Here is a 16865-nt window from a genome sequence, read left to right as displayed (position 1 = left end):
CGAATTTCGCCGCCATGCGTGCGGGAACCATCGTTCCCACGTCGAGATTGTCAGCGCAGGTGGCGCGGGGAGCCGCGCCAGAGGCAGACAGACATCAAGACGAGGGTTTGACCATGCTAGGCTGGGTTGTGACGTTTCTGGTTATCGCACTGATCGCCGGCATCCTGGGCTTCGGCGGCATCGCCGGCGCCTCGATCGAGATCGCCAAGATCATCTTCTTTATCGCCGTGGTTCTGTTCCTGGTCTCGGCCGTGGTCGGCTTGGCCCGCGGCCGCAACCGGGTCTAGCGCTTACCGCTTCGGGGGCATCGCCACATTCCGGCCGATGCCCTCGGGGCGTGCCACGGCGCTGTGGGCCTTGGTGACCGCAGCGATACGCTCGCGAATATCGGGCGGAAACGGCGCGACGCGCCGGGCCTTCATGTCCATGTGCAGCGACATGTTCTCCGACGTCGCCGACAGCCAGCCTTCCTCGGCGTGCCGCATCTCCTCGAACGTATGCAGCCGCTTGTCGTCGGCCTCCAGCAGCCAGACCAGGATCTGAACGGGATCGCCGAGATGGATCTCGCGCAAGTACCGCACATGGCACTCGGCGGTGAAGCTCGAACCGCCTCGCTCCTCCATGTAGGCCGGCCCCATCCCGAGCTGCAGCCACATCTGATCGATCGCGCGGTCGAACATCACGTTGTAATAGGCCATGTTGAGGTGGCCGTTATAGTCGATCCATTGCGGCTCGATCTGCATGATCGAGGCGCGGAACGGAGCGGCGTTCGGGGCGGTGGCGGCACTCTCCGGCATGCTTCATTCCCTAGCTATGCGTCCGGTCGCTTGACTTGACCGGCTTTATGTCCTTTGCCACGGTTCTTCTGTCGGGAGGAATTCCGTGGGTACGACCATCACCAATAATCCGCCGCGGCCGGAGCCGAAAGCCCTCGCAAGCGCGCTGGAGCAGCTTGCCGCACGCTTCGGCAACCGCCTCATCACCTCGCAGGCCGTGCGTGAGCAGCACGGCCATACCACCACCTGGATTCCCAACCAGCCGCCTGATGGCGTGGTGATGGCGCAGGAGACCGCCGACATCCAGGACGTGGTGCGGATCTGCGCCAAACATCGCGTCCCCGTCATTCCGTTCGGAACCGGCACCTCGCTCGAGGGCCAGGTCAACGCGCCCGCCGGCGGCATCTCGATCGACCTGCGCGACATGAACAAGGTGCTGGCGGTGCATGCCGAGGACCTCGACTGCGTGATCCAGCCCGGCGTCACCCGCAAGGCGCTGAACGAGCATTTGCGCGACCAGGGCCTGTTCTTCCCGATCGATCCCGGCGCCGACGCCTCGCTCGGCGGGATGGCCTCGACCCGCGCCTCCGGCACCAATGCCGTGCGTTACGGCACCATGCGCGACAGCGTGCTGGCGTTGAAGGTGGTGCGCGGCGATGGCGAGATCATCACCACAGGCACGCGCGCCAAGAAGTCGTCCGCCGGCTATGACCTGACGCATCTGTTCGTCGGCGCCGAAGGCACGCTGGGCATCATCTCGGAATTGACCATCCGCCTGCGCGGCATCCCCGAGACGATCGCGGCCGGCGCGGTGTCGTTCGAGACCGTGCACGGCGCCTGCCAGGCCGTCATCCTGGCGATCCAGACCGGCATTCCCGTGGCGCGCATCGAGCTGCTCAATGCCGCGCAGGTCAAGGCCTGCAACGCCTATTCGAAGCTGACGCTGCCGGAGACGCCGCTGCTGCTGATGGAATTCCACGGCAGCGAGATCGAGGTCGCCGAGCAGTCCAAGGCCTTCGGCGAGATCGCGAAGGACTGCGGCGGCGGCGATTTCTCCTGGACCACCAAGCCGGAAGACCGCACCAAGCTGTGGCAGGCCCGGCACGACGCCTATTGGTCCGTGAAGGCGCTGCGGCCCGGCGACAGCATCGGCGTGGTCGCAACCGACGTCTGCGTGCCGATCTCGCGGCTCGCCGATTGCGTCAGCGAGACCGAGGAAGATCTCAAGCGCCTTAATCTGCTGTCGCCGATCGTCGGCCATGTCGGCGACGGCAATTTCCACTGCTCGCTGGTCTGTGACACCAACGACGCCGCCGAGATGGCGCGCGGCGAGGAGTTCATGCATCGCCTGGTCGAGCGCGCGCAGTCGATGGACGGCACCTGCACCGGCGAGCACGGCATCGGCCAGGGCAAGCAGAAATATCTCAAGGCGGAACTCGGCCCCGAGGCGATCGAGGCCATGCGCGCGCTGAAGACGGCGCTCGATCCGCTCAACATCCTCAACCCCGGCAAGATCGTGCCGGAGGCGTAGCGCGCAGGCCGGGCGCCGTCTATGCTCGCTCCGTCAGCTACGGAGCGGGCAATGCGCTGGTTCGCGCAAAAGACGCGACAGGACATCTGGGACGAAGCGATCGAAGCACCGCTCGGCGACATCGAAGCGGCTGAGCGCATTCGCGCGATCTGCGATGCCGCCGCCGCGAGCGCGACGGGCCCGGCGCAGACCGGCGAGCGCGAGCGCTATGACCGTGCGGCCCGCGTCGCAATGGAAATCGCGATGAAGATCTCCGACGAGTTGATGCGCGACGATGCGGTGCGCCGCATCGTCGATCTCTGCATGAAGGCCAATGATCTCAAGACGGCGCAGATCCTGTTTCGCGCGATCCAGGCCGCCTGGGTCCGCGAGGCCGTCCAGCGCGACCATCCGGCGCTGCCGCAATAAGACTCAGGTCTGCCGCCTGTGTGCCAAAGGCACCGATAGTCTCCACAGCGTCATGGCCGGGCTTGTCCCGCCTGCGCGGCCGGAGCCGCTTCGGCGCGGCGAAGGCCCGGCCATCCACGCCTTGTCGCGCGGCGCAGAGAACGTGGATGCCCGGGACAAGCCCGGGCATGACGACCTCGTGTGATGATGCTCAGAAAGCGGCTCAGTACCTGCGGTTGTAGTCGCCGCGATAATGATCGCCGCCGCCGCGGCCCCCCATTCCCAGGCCGATGCCGATACCAATGCCGACGCCTTGCATGACGGCGCCGGGTGGCGGGCCGGGGGGCGGCGCGCGCTCGTAGGTCACTTCCTCGGGTGGCGGGCGGCGCTTCGGCGGCGTCTCGACCACTTTGCGCTTGGGTGGCGTGTCGTCGACGCGCTTCTTGATGATGGGCGCGACGCTTGGATTGATCGGCGTTGCCGGTGCCGCTGGTGTCGAGCACGGGCAGGTCGGGGCCATCGCGACCGCAACCGGGGTCGCTACAGCGGCAACAGGCACGCCATAATTGCGGTTCTGCACGCGCAATAGCAGCCGGCGCGCGGTCGCAGCGAGGTCGCTGTTGTCCCAATTGGCGAGATAGGCCTCGAACGAGGCGCGGGTGTTGATCGCGGTGGCGCGCTCCCAGGCCAGCATCTGGCGCCGCCGTTCCAGCACGGTGCGCACGCGCGGCGTGCGGGTGTCCTGCGCGTACAGCTCGATATAGGCCTGATACGCCTCGACGGTGTCGTCGGTGATCACGAGCTCATAAGCCGCCGTCGCGGGCTTGCCCTGCAAGGTCTTGCGCCAGTCCTCGACGCTTCGAGTTCCGCCGGCGAGCGCCATCGCGGCTGCGCCGGGAAGGGCGGGCGTGCTGCCGCTGCTCTCGCCGAAGAACTTGAAGTCGGTGGTCAGCGAGGAGCTTTCCCAGGGGATCTGCCGGCCGTCGGTCGATTGCGCGACGGCGACGCGGATGCGCTTGAACACCTCCTCGATCGGCAGATTGGGCTGCTTGGCGATGGTCAGCGCCGCCGTGGTGTAGGGGCTGTCGATGCCGGAACCGTCCTCGGCCTCGGCGCCGGGCGAGGTCGAATAGGAGATGAAGGAGCCGGGGGCGCCGGCCTTGGTGTCGACGATCGCAAGCCCGTGGCCGGCGCCGCTCAGCGCCGGGAAGGGATTGTTGCGGCAGGCATCGAGCATGAAGATGCGTGCCCGCGTCGGCAGTGCGCCGAGCGTGTTGAGCAGATCGTTCAGCCGCACGCCCTGGAGCGGGATGTCGGCCTCGCGCTTGGGATCGAGATCGACCGGAACGAGATAGTTCTCGCCGTCGATCTGCAGGCCATGGCCGGCATAGAACACCAGCGCGACGGTGTCGGCGCCGCTGGCGCTGACCTTGCCGGCGAAATCCGAGATCGCCGCGCGCATCTCGTTCTGCGCCAGATTGGCGGCCGTGGTGACGTTGAAGCCGGCATTGCCGAGCAACTCCGTCATGCCCTTGGCGTCGTTGGCGGCGTTGGGTAGCTCCGGCACGGTGCGATAGGCGGACTGGCCGATCACCAGCGCGAGCCGCGCTTCGGCCGCGGCCTCCGTCGGTGTCATCAGCTGCGTAAGGGCAAGTAGGCCGGAGGCAAGAAACAAACTGGAAAAGACTGGACGGCGCATGGTGTCACCTCCATCGGCAATGCGTGCGATGATGCCACTTTTTCTAGGGGGCCGCCATGAGTCTGTCTGTGCCCTAAATCACGGTTCGGCTGCGGCAAAATGGGGCAGGCTGTCTGCCGGAGCTGGATGACGTCGCTCTGCGCTCATCCATGTGAATTGCGCATTGATCCATGCGCCAATTGGATTGATGTCGCCTTTTGCGCGACTGCGCGCGCTCCGACGGATGTCGCCGCAGGTCGATCTTCATCGTAAATCCCCAGGGATTCATCGTCGTTCAGCCGTGCTCGCGGACTGGACCTTGCGCGCGGGGTGCCGCTCGGTGGCTGCCGGCTGCCGCGCTTGCCTGTGTCGTCGCTTTGGCCATAGAGTTCAGGCAACAGGCTGCGGCAACGACCGCGCCGTACAAAAAATAAAGTGGGAGAAGCCGCACCATGACCATCGTGCCCGTGAACCGTCGCGCGTTCATCAAGTCATCGGCGGCGGTCGGCGCCGGCCTCGTGCTCTCTCCCGCCATCATCGGCCGTGCCGAGGCAGCGACGCTGAAGCTGAAATGCTCCTCCTCGCTGCCGAACGATCCCAAATTCGCCAACGGCCGTGTCTACTACGACAACCTCGTCAAGAACCTGAAGGGCAACGGGCTCGGCGAGCAGGTCGAGGTCGCCTTCTTCCCCGACAATCAGCTCGGCCAGGAGATCGACGTCATCAACTCGGTGAAGCTCGGCGTCATCGACCTCATGGTGTCGGGTTCCTCGATCTCGGCGAATCTCGTGCCGCTCGTCGGCACCTATGATCTCGGCTTCCTGTTCTCGAGCTTCCCGCAGCAGACCAAGGCGTTCGATGCCGGCGCCGCCAAGCCGATCGAGGACGCGCTGCTCAAGGGCGGCAACATCCGCATCATCGCCTGGGCCTACAATTTCGGTTCGCGGAGCGTGCTGGCGAAGAAGCCGGTGAAGACGCCGGATGAACTCGCTGGCCTCAAGATCCGCACCCTGCCCAATCCCGTCATCACCGAATGCCTGCGTCTGATGGGCGCCGCAGCAACGCCGCTGGCGTTCGGCGAGATCTACACGGCCCTGCAGGCCGGCGTGCTCGACGGCCTCGAGCACGATCCGCCGACGATCCTGGCCAGCAAGTTCTTCGAAACCGCCAAATTCTATGCGCTGACGCAGCACAATTTCTCGCCGCTCGCGATCTATTTCAGCGACATGACCTACAACCGCATGGACCCGAAGCTGCGCGAGGGCTTCCTCGATGCCGCCAAGAAGGCCGCAGTCGACACCCGCGCCCACGGCCTTGCGGTCGAGAAGGAAGCGCTGGCCGCTCTGACCGAGAAGGGCGTGACGGTGGCCGAGTGCGACCGCGAGGCCTTCAAGAAGCGCGTGGCGCCGCAGATCGAGAACTTCATCAAGGCGCGGCCGGAATCCAAGGCCGTCATCGACATCATCCGCGCGACGCAAGCCTGAGATGACGATCACAGCCGCCGTGCCCGTCTCGGGCGGCCGCCATGGCAGCGTCGCCCTGCTGCTTCGCCTCAGCGACGCGATCGCGGCGCTTCTGCTTGCCGCCGATCTCGTGGTGGTCTGCGTTTCCGTGCTGCTGCGTTTCTTCTTCAACGCGCCGGTCGAATGGTCGGACGACGTCGCGCGCGGGCTGATGGTCGGCTCGGCCTTCTTCGGCGCCGCGAGCGCGCTCGCGCGGGGCGAGAATGTCGGCGTCTCCTTCTTCCGCGATCTGTTGCCCGTGCGGCTGCGCGCGCTGGTCGATTCCGCCAGCGCGTTGCTGATCGTGCTGATCTCCGGCTACGTCGCCTATAACGCCATCAAGCTGGGCTCGCTCACGTCAGGCCAGACCACCGGCTCCGGGCTGCCGCTGGAATTGACCTTCTACCCGATGGGCGTCGGCGCGCTGTTCATGACGGTGTTCGCGATCGACCATCTCTGCGCGCGCCCGTTTCCCGATATCGTCAGAGGCCTCGTTGCGGTCATCGTCGTCACCGGCCTTTATCTCGCCTGGGACTACCTGTCGCCGTCCTCGGTGCCATCGGCGGGCATGCTGATGCTGATCGGCTTCTTTGCGACGCTGTTCGGCGGCTTGCCGATCGGCTTTGCACTGGCGCTCGCCGCGCTCATCTTCATCTGGGTCGAGGGCGCGCTGCCCGGCGTCATCTTCGCCCAGCAGATGGCCCGCGGCATCGACAATTTCGTGCTGCTGGCGATCCCCTTCTTCATCCTGGTCGGCTACCTCATGGAAGCCAACGGCATGTCGGTGCGGCTGATCGAGCTGTTGCAGCGTGCGGTCGGGCGCATGCGTGGCGGGCTGAACGTCGTGATGGTCGCTTCCATGGTGCTGTTCTCCGGCATCTCCGGCTCCAAGATGGCGGACGTCGCCGCGGTCGGCTCGGTGCTGATCCCGGCCGCACGCCGCTCCAGGCAGAATCCGGGCGGCGCGGTGGCGCTGCTCGCGGCCTCCGCGGTGATGGCGGAGACCATTCCGCCCTGCATCAACCTGATCATTCTCGGCTTCGTCGCCAATCTGTCGATCGGCGGCCTGTTCGTTGCCGGGCTGTTGCCCTCGGCGCTGATGGCGGCGGTGCTGATCGCGGTCTCCATCATCTTCGGCAAGCGTCCTGATAGGGTCGAGGAGGTCGAGCCGCAGATGCCGGTGTCGGGCCTGTGGAGCGGCGCGATCGCATCCTTCGGCCTGATCTTCATGATCTTCTTCGGCTTCAAGAGCGGCTTTGCCACCGCGACGGAGATCTCGGCCTTCGCCGTGGCCTATGCCCTCGTCGTCGGCAGCGTGGTGTTTCGCGAGCTCAGCTTCAGATCGGCAGCGCACAGTTTCGTGCAGGCGGCGACGCGTGCGGGGCTCGTGCTGTTCATCGTCGCCGCCGCGCAATCGCTCGCGTTCACGCTGACCTTGCAGCAGGTGCCGCATGCGGTCGGCGATTTCATGCTCGGATTGTCGAAGACCTCAGGCGTCTGGCTCTTCATCCTGCTGGCAATCGCCGTGCTGATCGTGATGGGCTCGGTGCTGGAAGGTGCCGCTGCGCTGATCATCTTCGGGCCATTGCTGCTGCCGGTTGCGGTACAGCTCGGCGTCGATCCCCTGCATTTCGGCGTCGTGCTGGTCATCGCCATGGGCATCGGCCTGTTCGCGCCGCCGCTCGGGCTCGGGCTCTACGGCGCCTGCCTGATCGGCAACGTGCCGATCGAGCAGACGGTGAAGCCGATCATCGGCTATCTGGGCCTCTTGTTCCTCTGCCTGCTCGTCATCGCCTTCGTGCCATGGCTGTCGACTGCGCTGCCGCGGGCATTCGGCTACTGAAGGAGAGATGTCGTGAAGGTCCTGCTCGCGCACACCCCGGAGATGCGGCGCAACTATTACGGCGATCGCAGCCTCAACGGCCTGCGCGCGACTGCCGAGGTGATCCTGCACGAGGGCGACGATCCGCTCGATGCCGCCGGACTCGTGCGCGCCGCCAAGGACGCCGATATCATCGTCGCCGATCGCATGACGGAAGGGCGGGGCGAGATCTTCGCGCAGCTGCCGCGTCTGCGCGCCTTCGTCCGCTGCGCCGTCGACATCCGCAACGTCAATGTGGAGGAGGCCTCGAAGGCCGGCGTGCTCGTGACCCGCGCCGGGCCCGGCTTCGTTCAGGCGGTCGCCGAGCTCGCGCTCGGCTTCATGGTCGACCTCTCCCGCGGCGTCTCGCGGAACACGGCGGACTACCACGCCGGCCGCAAGCCGGAGGCGCGGATGGGCCGCCAGCTCGCGGGCAGCAGGATCGGCATCATCGGCTATGGCAGCATCGGGCGTTATCTCGCCGAGATCGCGAAGGTGCTGCGCATGGAGGTGCTGGTCGCCGATCCCTTCGCAGCTGTCGGCGATGCCGCGATCCGCCAGGTCAGCCTCGACGAGCTCCTTGCCGCATCGGACTACGTCGTCTGCCTCGCCATCGCCAACGAGCAGACCGAGAACCTGATCGGCGAGGCCGCATTGGCGCGCATGCAGAGGCATGCCGTCTTCGTCAATCTCTCGCGCGGCAATCTCGTCGACGAGGCCGCATTGGCGCGCGCGCTGCGCGAGAACCGCATTGCCGGGGCGGCAATGGACGTCGGCCGCGCGCCGGACCAGATGCCGACGCCAGAACTGGCGAAATTGCCGAACGTGATCGCCACGCCGCATGTCGGCGGCCTGACGCCGCAGGCGATCGAATATCAGTCGCTGGAAACCGTGCGTCAGGTCGAGGCGATCGTCAAAGGCGAGGTTCCGCCGGGCGCCGTCAACGCCGACCGCTGGACGCGGCGGCCGTAAAGCGGCCCTACAGCCGGTCCACCGCCTTGAAAGTTCCGTCCTTCTGAATCACCGTCAAAAACACTTTTGGCGGCGTGTCGAACGTGCGCATGCCGACGGTGACGGTGCTGCCGCTGATGTCGAAGCGCCCGACGTCGTTGATGGCGCGGAGCAGGCTCGCGCGGGTCGGTTTCGGTCCGGCCATCTCCAGCGCCGCGGCCGCGAGCCGGCCGGAGAGATAGCCTTCCAGCGACACGAAGTCCGGCGTCAGCGTCGGGTCGAACGCCTTCTGCGCCGCCTGGTAGTCGGCGACGAGCCTGAGCGAGCGATCCCATGGAAACGGCACGACCTGGGAGACGATGACGCCTTCACCCTCGGGACCGAGCTCCTTGGCGAGCGCATTGGCGCCGACGAAGGAGACGTTGACGAAGGTCGGATAGAAGCCGCTGCGATGCGCCAGCTTGATGAACTCGGCGCTGGGCCCGTAAGTCCCGACCATCACGACGGCCTCGGGTTCGGCGCGCTTGATCATCCGCCAGGCGGCCTTGACCGCGCGGGTGTTGCGCTCGAACGTGCCTTCGGCAGCAAGCTCCAGGCCGCGCTTGGCGAGCGCGCGCTTGACGCCGACCAGACCGTCGCGGCCGAAGGAATCGTCCTGGTAGAAGATGGCGATGCGGGTGAAGTGGCGGTCCTCGGTGAGGTGCTTGATCCACGCTTCGGCCTCCGCGCCATAGCTCGCGCGGATGTTGATGACGTTCGCGAGCTCGAGGTCGCGCAGAAATTCGGCGCCGCTGAACGGACCGATGAAGGGAACGTTCCTGGCACTGGTGATCGGAATGGTCGCCATCGCGGTCGGCGTGCCCACCGCGCCGATCAGCGCAAACACCTTGTCGTTCTCGATGAGGTGCAGCGTCTGCGCCACCGAGCGGTCGGGATCGTAGCCGTCGTCACGGCTGATGAGCTGAAGCTTGCGGCCGTGAACGCCGCCCCTGGCATTGATCTCGGTGAATGCCGCGACGATGCCTTGCCGCATGCGCTGTCCGAGCGCGGAGGAGGGGCCTTCCAGCGCGGCAGCCTGGCCGAACAGGATCGCATCCTCGCTGACGCCGGCCTCGTCGCTCTTGGCCGGCAGCAGCGCTGCGGACAGCAATGCGATGGTCAAGGCGACATAAGTCGCTGATCGCGAGCGAGTCATGGAAATGGTTGCCGGATGCTGGATGCGGTTGCAGGAACGATAGGTCTGCGAGGCTGAACAGGACGCTAATTCCCTGCTGCAAACACGCCCCGTAAGACTTCGGGGAAAACCGGCAACTTATCTCCAGACTCCGGTAATTCGCAGGGCAATCGTTAACTAAGCCGAGCAATGCGGAGCCGCCGGGTTTCGAAATTGTGCAGTTCTTAACCGCGGTCTTGTTCCGATAGCCGCGCCGGTACCTCAACCAGAGGTTCGGTTCGTCGCGGATAGGGGACGGCGGCTTCAAGATGGGCGATCGCGATCAGAACGATCAGGATCGGAGGCGTATGACCGGATGGTGGCGTGTCGCGCCGCTGCTCGGACTCTATCGGCCTGCGCTCGTCGCGGTCGCCGTCGGTCTTCTGTTCTCGGTTGCGGGTGCGGCCGCCGTGGCGCGGTGGGAGGATCGCGTCAACAGGATCGAGTTCGAGAACGCGGCCGAGACCGAAGCGATCGTCATGCAGAACGGCATGGGCGAATACATTTCCAGGCTGGTCGCGCTGCGCACGCTGTTCGAATCGACCAACGACGAAGTCAGCCGCAACGAATTCGAGACCTTCAGTGCCCGCCTGTTCGAGCGCCATCCCGGCATGCTGCGCATTGCCTGGCTGCCGCGCGTCAACCGCAAGGAGCGCGCCGAATACGAGGCCGCGGCGATCACCGACGGCGTCTCCGGCTATCGCATCAAATCGCTGCAGGGCGAGCGCTTCGTGACCGCGCCGCAGGGCGATGAATATTTCCCGGTGTTCTACTCGACCCAGCCGAAGACTTCGCCGGTCTACGGCATGGACTATGCCACCGTTCCGGAGCGCCGCGCCGTGCTCGAGCGCGCGCGCGACAACGACCGGGTCGCAGCCATTCGCACGCGCCTGTTCGAGCCGAGGGAGGGCGGCCGGCTGCCCGATGTCCTCGTTGCCGTTCCCATCTACGCCAAGGGGACGTCGCGTGAAACGGTTGCGGATCGGCGCCGCAATCTCGCCGGCTTCGTGGTCGGCATCTTCGATCTGCCGTTGCTAATTCAGGGCATTCGCGTGACCACCGGTGCAAGCCCCGCGGTCAGCATGAACATCTACCCGCCGTTCACGGCGCAGATCGTCAGCCTGGAGCAGATGTTGCCGGATTACGCGTCGTCGGCCACGGCGCCGCAGTCGATGCGGGATGTCGCGCGGGCGCTGCATTGGTCGGGCAGCCTCAAGATCGGCGATACCGATTGGCAGGTGCGTGCGGTGCCGACCGCCGGTGGTCCGCTGGAGACGACGTACGATCGCGCCGTCGCGGTGCTGATCGTCGGCATGCTGCTGACGCTGTCGCTCGCGACCTATCTCATGCTCGCCAGCCGCAATTCGCGGCGCCTGTCGCTGGCCAATCGGCGCGTGCTCGAGCTTGCCCAGACCGACATCCTGACCGGATTGCCCAACCGCGCCTTCTTTCTCAGCCGGCTCGACGAGATGAACAGCCAGCTCGGCGTGCGCGGCCTGCCGTTCGCGATCCTGATGCTCGACCTCGATCGCTTCAAGAACGTCAACGACTCCCTGGGTCACGGCGCCGGTGATGCGCTGCTGCGCCAGGTGGCGCAGCGGCTGCGATCCGCAGTGCGCGCGCGCGACGTGCTGGCGCGGCTCGGCGGCGACGAGTTCGCCATCATCCAGGAAGCCGGCGACGATCAGCGCGCCTGCTCGACCGAGCTTGCGGCACGGATCGCAAAGCTCCTGACCGAGCCGTTCCTGCTGCCCGGTCACCGCGTCGAGATCGGCACCAGCATCGGCATCGCCATCGCGCCGGATCACGGCAGCGATCAGGAGCAGCTCCTGAAGAAGGCGGACCTTGCGCTCTATCGCTCGAAATCGGCGGGCCGCAACTGCTTCACCATCTACGACGAGGCGATGTCGGCCGAGCTGGAAGCCCGCAACACGCTGGAAGGGGATCTGCGCGACGCCATCGCACAGTGCCAGCTGGAGGTGCACTACCAGCCGTTCATCGACGCCCTCAGTGGCGCGCGACGCGGCTTCGAAGCCTTGGTGCGCTGGCGGCATCCGGTACGCGGCCTGATCCCGCCGGACCAGTTCATTTCGCTGGCGGAGGAAACCGGGCTGATCGTGCCGCTCGGCGAATTCGTGCTGCGGCGCGCCTGCGAGGATGCGGCCGGCTGGCCATCGGACCTCGCCGTCGCGGTCAACCTGTCGCCGATCCAGTTCAAGGAAGCCGAACTGTTCGACGTGATCTGCGCGGCGCTCACCGATTCCGGATTGTCGCCGCAACGGCTGGAGATCGAGATCACGGAATCCGTGCTGCTGGAGCGCGGCGTCGAAAACCTCGCCTTCATGCAGCGCCTGAAGCAGCTCGGCATCGAGCTCGCGCTCGACGATTTCGGCACCGGTTATTCGTCGCTGAGCTATCTGACGACGTTCCCGTTCGACAAGATCAAGATCGACAAATCCTTCATCCGCAACCTCACGCATCAGCCGCGCTCTTCCGCCATCATCTCCTCGATCGTGACCCTGGCGCGCGGGCTCGATATGTCGGTCACCGCCGAGGGCGTCGAGACCCGCGAGGAGTACGAGCGGCTGAAGGCGCTCGGTGTCAACTACGCGCAAGGCTATCTGTTCGGCCGCCCGCACCCGATCGAGCGGATATTGTTCGACGCTCCCGTCAAACGGTCGCGGCGCGACGCGGCCTGAGCGCGTCGCCTTCCTGATCCTTGAATTCTTGGTGCTTGAACAAAAGATCGTCATGCCCGGGCTTGTCCCGGGCATCCACGTTCTTGGTGCCAAGTGGCAATGACGTTGTGGAAGCGTCTGCATCCAGGTCATCGGTCACGTGCGAAAGCGCTTGACCCGATCATCCCAAGATGGTCGGTAGAACCATCTAGGGGTGAAACAATCACATCATGCGGCTTCCGTTTTTTTACGGCTGGGTCGTGGTCGCCGTGACCTTCGTCACCATGGCGATCGGCGTAAACGCGCGCACCGCCTTCTCGCTGTTCTTTCCGCCCATCATCTCCGAATTTGGCTGGGAGCGCGGCGTCACCGCGGGCGCCTTCTCCTTCGGCTTCGTCGTGTCGGGCGTGGTCAGCCCGTTGATCGGCCGCCTGATGGACCGCGCCGGTCCGCGCGCGGTGATGGAACTCGGTGTGCTGCTGATGGGCGGCGGGCTGCTGCTGGCGCCGCTCACCAGCGCGCCCTGGCATCTCTACGTCACCATCGGCGTCATGGTCGGTGCCGGCTCGGTGTGTCTCGGCTATTCCGGCCAGTCGCTGTTCCTGCCGAACTGGTTCATCCGCAAGCGCGGCTTCGCCATCGGCATCGCCTTTGCCGGCGTCGGCATCGGCTCGGTGACGCTGCTGCCATGGGTGCAGCACATGATCGAGCAGACCGGCTGGCGCACCGCCTGCACCGCGATGGGCCTGCTCATCCTGGTGGTGCTGGCGCCGGTCAATTTGCTGCTGCACAAGCGCCCGCAGGACATCGGCCTCGAACCGGACGGCGATGCCGCGCCGGCTGCGGGCGGGGCCCAGCCGGTCTCCAACATCGTCGATCCCGATTGGGTCAATACCGAATGGACGCTGAAACGCGCCGTCGGGACCGCGCGCTTCTGGTGGATCGCGGTCGGCTATTTCTCCGGCCTGTACATCTGGTACGCGGTGCAGGTGCATCAGACCAAATTCCTGCTCGACATCGGCTTCAGCTCTTCCGTCGCGGTGTGGGCGCTCGGCGTCGTCAGCCTGCTTGGCATTCCCGGCCAGATCGTGCTGGGCCATATCTCCGACCGCATCGGACGCGAATGGGTCTGGGCGATCAGTTGCGCGGGCTTCGTCATCTGCTTCGCCGCGCTGATCGCCTTGAAGTATCAACCGTCGCTCTGGCTCGTCTACGTCATGGTGTTCGCGCAAGGAGCGCTCGGCTACGGCCTCACCTCGATCATGGGCGCGGTGGTGTTCGAGATTTTCCAGGGCAAGCACCAGGGCAGCATCTTCGGCACGATCATGCTGGCGGCGCTGGCGGGCGGTGCGGCCGGACCGTGGGTGACCGGCCTGCTCTATGATCGCGCCGGCGACTACACGCTCGCGTTCGGCATCGCGATGGTCGTGAGCGGATTGTCGGCGCTCGCGATCTGGCAGGCATCGCCGGGGAAGGTGCGGGCCGTCGCGGGCCGGCTGCCCAAGCTCCAGTCGGGAACCGGCGGAACAACGCCGTAGAACGTCCTGCCAAATGCCGTAGCACTTCTTCGCGCAATCTTAAGCATCCCGCATCTTGGTAGGCGGCTACCGGAGGGCGCCAACCTCTTGGACACCACCGCAGCGTTAGGCTCGTGACATTGTCATATCGTTGAGATGTTCCTGGGTCGAATGATGTCCGCTCGCGATTGCCCTGCGATCGAAATGCCGGAAGTTCTGTTGGCTGCGCTCGATCGGGCGGACGACGGCGTCGTCATCGTCGGTGAGGACGGTCGCATCGTCCACTTCAATGCCGCGGCCGAGCGGATCTGGAAGCTTGCCCGCGCCGACGTGCTCGGCGCCGATGTCGGCATTCTCACGCTCAAATGCCTTCAGGCCGATCGGGCCTCGGAGTTCCGCGATGAGATCAGCCTCGTGCGGCACGACGGAAGTCGGGTCCGCGCGGCCATATCGCTGTCGTCCATCGTGCGTGAGGGCGCCACCTACCGCCTCGTATTCGCGCGCGACGTCACCGGCGAAGCCGAGCGCCGCGTCAGAATCGGGCTTCTTCATGCCGTCTCCGATCAGACCAACCGGGCGGTGATCATCACGGACACCGACCAGAACATCGTCTACGTCAACTCGGCCTTCACGACGCTGTTCGGCTACACCAGCACCGAGGCCGAGGGCCGCCGTGCAGGTGAGCTGATTGCCGGCTGCCACACCGACCGCAAGGCGGTCGCCAAGCTGGTCCAGCGCCTGTTGCATGGCGGTCGCCGCGGCGAAACTGAAGTGCTCGCCTACGACAAGGACGGCGAGGAGATCTGGGTCTGCGCCCGGATCGACGCCTTCCGCGACAAGAAGGGCCGGGTCAAGCACATCTTCGCGCTGCTCGAGGACATCACCGAGACCAAGCAGCTGCGCTCGTTGCAGCAGCTCATCATGAGCTCGCTCGCGGACGAAGTCCCGATCACCGACATCGCCGACAGGCTCTGCCGCCGCGTCGAGCAGATCGCTCCCGATGTCGTCTGCTCTCTGCTGCATGTCGATGCCGCGGGCCTGGTGCATCCGCTCGGCGGTCCCAGCCTGCCCGAGGACTATTCGCGCGCGCTGGATGGCATCGCGATCGGCCCCAATGTCGGCTCCTGCGGGACTGCGGCTTTCTACGGCGAGCCGGTGCTGGCGACGGACCTCGAGACCGATCCGCGCTGGCAGCCCTACAAGGCAATGCCGCTGGAAGTCGGCCTGCGCGCCTGCTGGTCGACGCCGATCAAGGCCAAGGACGGCCGGGTCATCGCGACCTTCGCCTTCTACTATCGGGAGTCCCGCGCGCCGAGCAAATGGCACCGGCGCATCGTCGATGCCTGCGTCAACCTCGGCGCCTTCGCGATCGAGCGCAAGGAAGCGCGCGCCGAGATCGCGCGGCTTGCCTATCACGACATCCTCACCGGCCTTCCGAACCGTGCCCAGCTGCGGCACCTGATCACCACGGCGATCGATGCCTGCCCGACCGGCAGCCACGTGGCGCTGGCCTTCCTCGACGTCGATCATTTCAAGGATGTCAACGACACGCTGGGTCATGCCGCCGGCGACGAGCTCCTGATCCAGCTCGCCCAGCGCCTGCGCGAGCAGATCGGCCCCGAGGACATGCTGGGGCGGCTCGGCGGCGACGAGTTCGTCATCCTGCTGCCGCAACGCAACGCCGAGAGCGCCGAGCGCGTCGCGGCCGGGATCACCGAGGCGCTGGCTGCGCCCTTGCGGCTCGGCTCGAAGCTGATGCCGATGTCGGCCAGCATCGGCATCAGCCTCTATCCCGATCATGCCACCGACATCGACACTCTGATGCAGCAGGCCGACGCCGCCATGTACATGGCCAAGCAGGCGGGACGCTCGACCCATCGCATGTACAGCGCCGAGATGAACGGCCTCACCGAGCAGCGTCTGGCGCTGATCGCCGCGCTTCGCCGCGCCATCGCGGAAGGCGCGCTGACCCTCAGCTACCAGCCGCAGATCCGCAGCTGCGACGGCGCGATCCACGGCGTCGAGGCACTGGCCCGCTGGCATGATGCCGTGCTCGGCGACGTCTCGCCGGCAAAGTTCATCCCGCTCGCCGAGGAGTGCGGCCTGATCGAGCAGATCGGCCTGTGGTCGGTGCGCGAGGCCTGCCGCCAGATGGCGAGCTGGCGCAGCGCCGGGCTCAATATTCCATCCGTGTCGGTGAACCTGTCGCCGATCAATTTCCGCAACGTCACGCTGGCCGCGCGGCTCAAGGACATCCTTGCCGAACACGATCTGCCGGCGGACGTCCTCATGCTCGAGATCACCGAAGGCGCGTTCATGCAGGACAGCGTCGCCGCGCTCGAGACGATGAACGCGATCCGCGAGCTCGGCGTCGGGCTTGCGGTCGACGATTTCGGCACCGGCTATTCAAGCCTCAGCCGGCTCGCGCACCTGCCGATCCGGGAGCTCAAGATCGACCGCAGCTTCATGCGCGACATCGAGCGTGACGCTGGCGCGCTCGCCATCGCCACCGCCGTGGTGCGCGTCGGCCAGGGCCTCGGCATGACCGTCGTCGCCGAAGGCGTCGAGACCGAGGGCCAGCGCAGGACGCTGGCCGAGCTTGGCTGCGACGTCGTGCAAGGCTTCCTCTACGCCCCCGCGCTCGCCCCCGTCGCCTTCGAGCGCTGGCTGATCGAGCATTGCGCCGAGCAGGCGAGGGCGATGCTGGGACGGCTGGACGTGGCGGCGGGACGCGCCACGGTGAAGCGGTCGGCATAGGCCCGGCACCTGCC

12 protein-coding genes are annotated in these 16865 nt (G+C 66.1%); 9 read left to right on the top strand and 3 right to left on the bottom strand.

Translation table 11 applies throughout. The features are described from left to right. Positions 1-113 precede the first annotated feature (113 nt). On the top strand, positions 114-287 hold the full coding sequence (locus Q0743_RS29820) for a DUF1328 domain-containing protein (protein ID WP_018319670.1): 174 nt from the start codon (positions 114-116) through the stop codon (positions 285-287). A 3-nt stretch (positions 288-290) separates the two neighbouring features. On the opposite strand, the gene Q0743_RS29815 is transcribed toward Q0743_RS29820, so the two are convergent. Next, entirely contained in the window at positions 291-797 is a 507-nt protein-coding gene (locus tag Q0743_RS29815; RefSeq protein ID WP_298245021.1) for a thioesterase family protein, read from the bottom strand. Between the two features lie 85 nt (positions 798-882). Here Q0743_RS29815 and Q0743_RS29810 point away from each other — a divergent pair, with 85 nt between their 5' ends. Further along, positions 883-2307 carry an FAD-linked oxidase C-terminal domain-containing protein gene (locus Q0743_RS29810; RefSeq protein WP_298245020.1) on the top strand — a complete coding sequence of 475 codons (1425 nt, stop codon included), beginning with the start codon at positions 883-885 and terminating at the stop codon, positions 2305-2307. Positions 2308-2358: 51 nt separating this feature from the next. Further along, the gene (locus Q0743_RS29805; RefSeq protein WP_298245019.1) at positions 2359-2715 is read left to right on the top strand and encodes a hypothetical protein; all 357 of its coding nucleotides are present in this window, start codon (positions 2359-2361) and stop codon (positions 2713-2715) included. 202 nt (positions 2716-2917) lie between these two features. On the opposite strand, the gene Q0743_RS29800 is transcribed toward Q0743_RS29805, so the two are convergent. Continuing rightward, positions 2918-4393 (bottom strand): caspase family protein, encoded by a 1476-nt coding sequence (locus Q0743_RS29800; RefSeq protein WP_298245018.1) that lies wholly within the window; start codon positions 4391-4393, stop codon positions 2918-2920. 431 nt (positions 4394-4824) lie between these two features. On the opposite strand from Q0743_RS29800, the gene Q0743_RS29795 reads away from it, so the two are divergent. From Q0743_RS29795 to Q0743_RS29785, 3 genes are read left to right on the top strand one after another with little or no spacing between them, the layout of a single operon-like run. Then, positions 4825-5856, top strand: coding sequence for a TRAP transporter substrate-binding protein (locus Q0743_RS29795; protein WP_298245017.1), 1032 nt, complete (start codon positions 4825-4827; stop codon positions 5854-5856). Between the two features lies 1 nt (position 5857). Beyond that, the gene (locus Q0743_RS29790) at positions 5858-7717 is read left to right on the top strand and encodes a TRAP transporter large permease subunit (RefSeq protein WP_298245016.1); all 1860 of its coding nucleotides are present in this window, start codon (positions 5858-5860) and stop codon (positions 7715-7717) included. Between the two features lie 12 nt (positions 7718-7729). Next, entirely contained in the window at positions 7730-8707 is a 978-nt protein-coding gene (locus tag Q0743_RS29785; protein ID WP_298245015.1) for a hydroxyacid dehydrogenase, read from the top strand. 7 nt (positions 8708-8714) lie between these two features. On the opposite strand, the gene Q0743_RS29780 is transcribed toward Q0743_RS29785, so the two are convergent. Beyond that, positions 8715-9881 (bottom strand): ABC transporter substrate-binding protein, encoded by a 1167-nt coding sequence (locus Q0743_RS29780; RefSeq protein WP_298245014.1) that lies wholly within the window; start codon positions 9879-9881, stop codon positions 8715-8717. 326 nt (positions 9882-10207) lie between these two features. Between Q0743_RS29780 and Q0743_RS29775 the strand changes: the two genes are divergently transcribed. The 3 genes from Q0743_RS29775 (at position 10208) to Q0743_RS29765 (ending at position 16851) form a co-directional block, all read left to right on the top strand. Beyond that, the gene (locus Q0743_RS29775) at positions 10208-12598 is read left to right on the top strand and encodes an EAL domain-containing protein (RefSeq protein WP_298245013.1); all 2391 of its coding nucleotides are present in this window, start codon (positions 10208-10210) and stop codon (positions 12596-12598) included. Between the two features lie 209 nt (positions 12599-12807). After that, positions 12808-14115: an MFS transporter gene (locus Q0743_RS29770; protein WP_298245012.1), complete on the top strand. Its 1308-nt coding sequence runs from the start codon at positions 12808-12810 to the stop codon at positions 14113-14115. Positions 14116-14268: 153 nt separating this feature from the next. Further along, positions 14269-16851 carry an EAL domain-containing protein gene (locus tag Q0743_RS29765; protein ID WP_298245011.1) on the top strand — a complete coding sequence of 861 codons (2583 nt, stop codon included), beginning with the start codon at positions 14269-14271 and terminating at the stop codon, positions 16849-16851. Positions 16852-16865: the final 14 nt, after the last annotated feature.

This window comes from uncultured Bradyrhizobium sp. (genome assembly GCF_936943645.1).
GTDB lineage: Bacteria > Pseudomonadota > Alphaproteobacteria > Rhizobiales > Xanthobacteraceae > Bradyrhizobium.
Note: the sequence above shows the minus strand (reverse complement) of the source record. Positions and strands in the feature narration are given on the sequence as shown.

Coding starts and splice junctions, on each gene's coding strand:
- Q0743_RS29820 (WP_018319670.1), top strand. CDS start 114: ATGCTAGGCTGGGTTGTGACGTTTCTGGTTATCGCACTGATCGCCGGC.
- Q0743_RS29815 (WP_298245021.1), bottom strand. CDS start 797: ATGCCGGAGAGTGCCGCCACCGCCCCGAACGCCGCTCCGTTCCGCGCC.
- Q0743_RS29805 (WP_298245019.1), top strand. CDS start 2,359: ATGCGCTGGTTCGCGCAAAAGACGCGACAGGACATCTGGGACGAAGCG.
- Q0743_RS29800 (WP_298245018.1), bottom strand. CDS start 4,393: ATGCGCCGTCCAGTCTTTTCCAGTTTGTTTCTTGCCTCCGGCCTACTT.
- Q0743_RS29795 (WP_298245017.1), top strand. CDS start 4,825: ATGACCATCGTGCCCGTGAACCGTCGCGCGTTCATCAAGTCATCGGCG.
- Q0743_RS29790 (WP_298245016.1), top strand. CDS start 5,858: ATGACGATCACAGCCGCCGTGCCCGTCTCGGGCGGCCGCCATGGCAGC.
- Q0743_RS29780 (WP_298245014.1), bottom strand. CDS start 9,881: ATGACTCGCTCGCGATCAGCGACTTATGTCGCCTTGACCATCGCATTG.
- Q0743_RS29775 (WP_298245013.1), top strand. CDS start 10,208: ATGACCGGATGGTGGCGTGTCGCGCCGCTGCTCGGACTCTATCGGCCT.
- Q0743_RS29770 (WP_298245012.1), top strand. CDS start 12,808: ATGCGGCTTCCGTTTTTTTACGGCTGGGTCGTGGTCGCCGTGACCTTC.
- Q0743_RS29765 (WP_298245011.1), top strand. CDS start 14,269: ATGTCCGCTCGCGATTGCCCTGCGATCGAAATGCCGGAAGTTCTGTTG.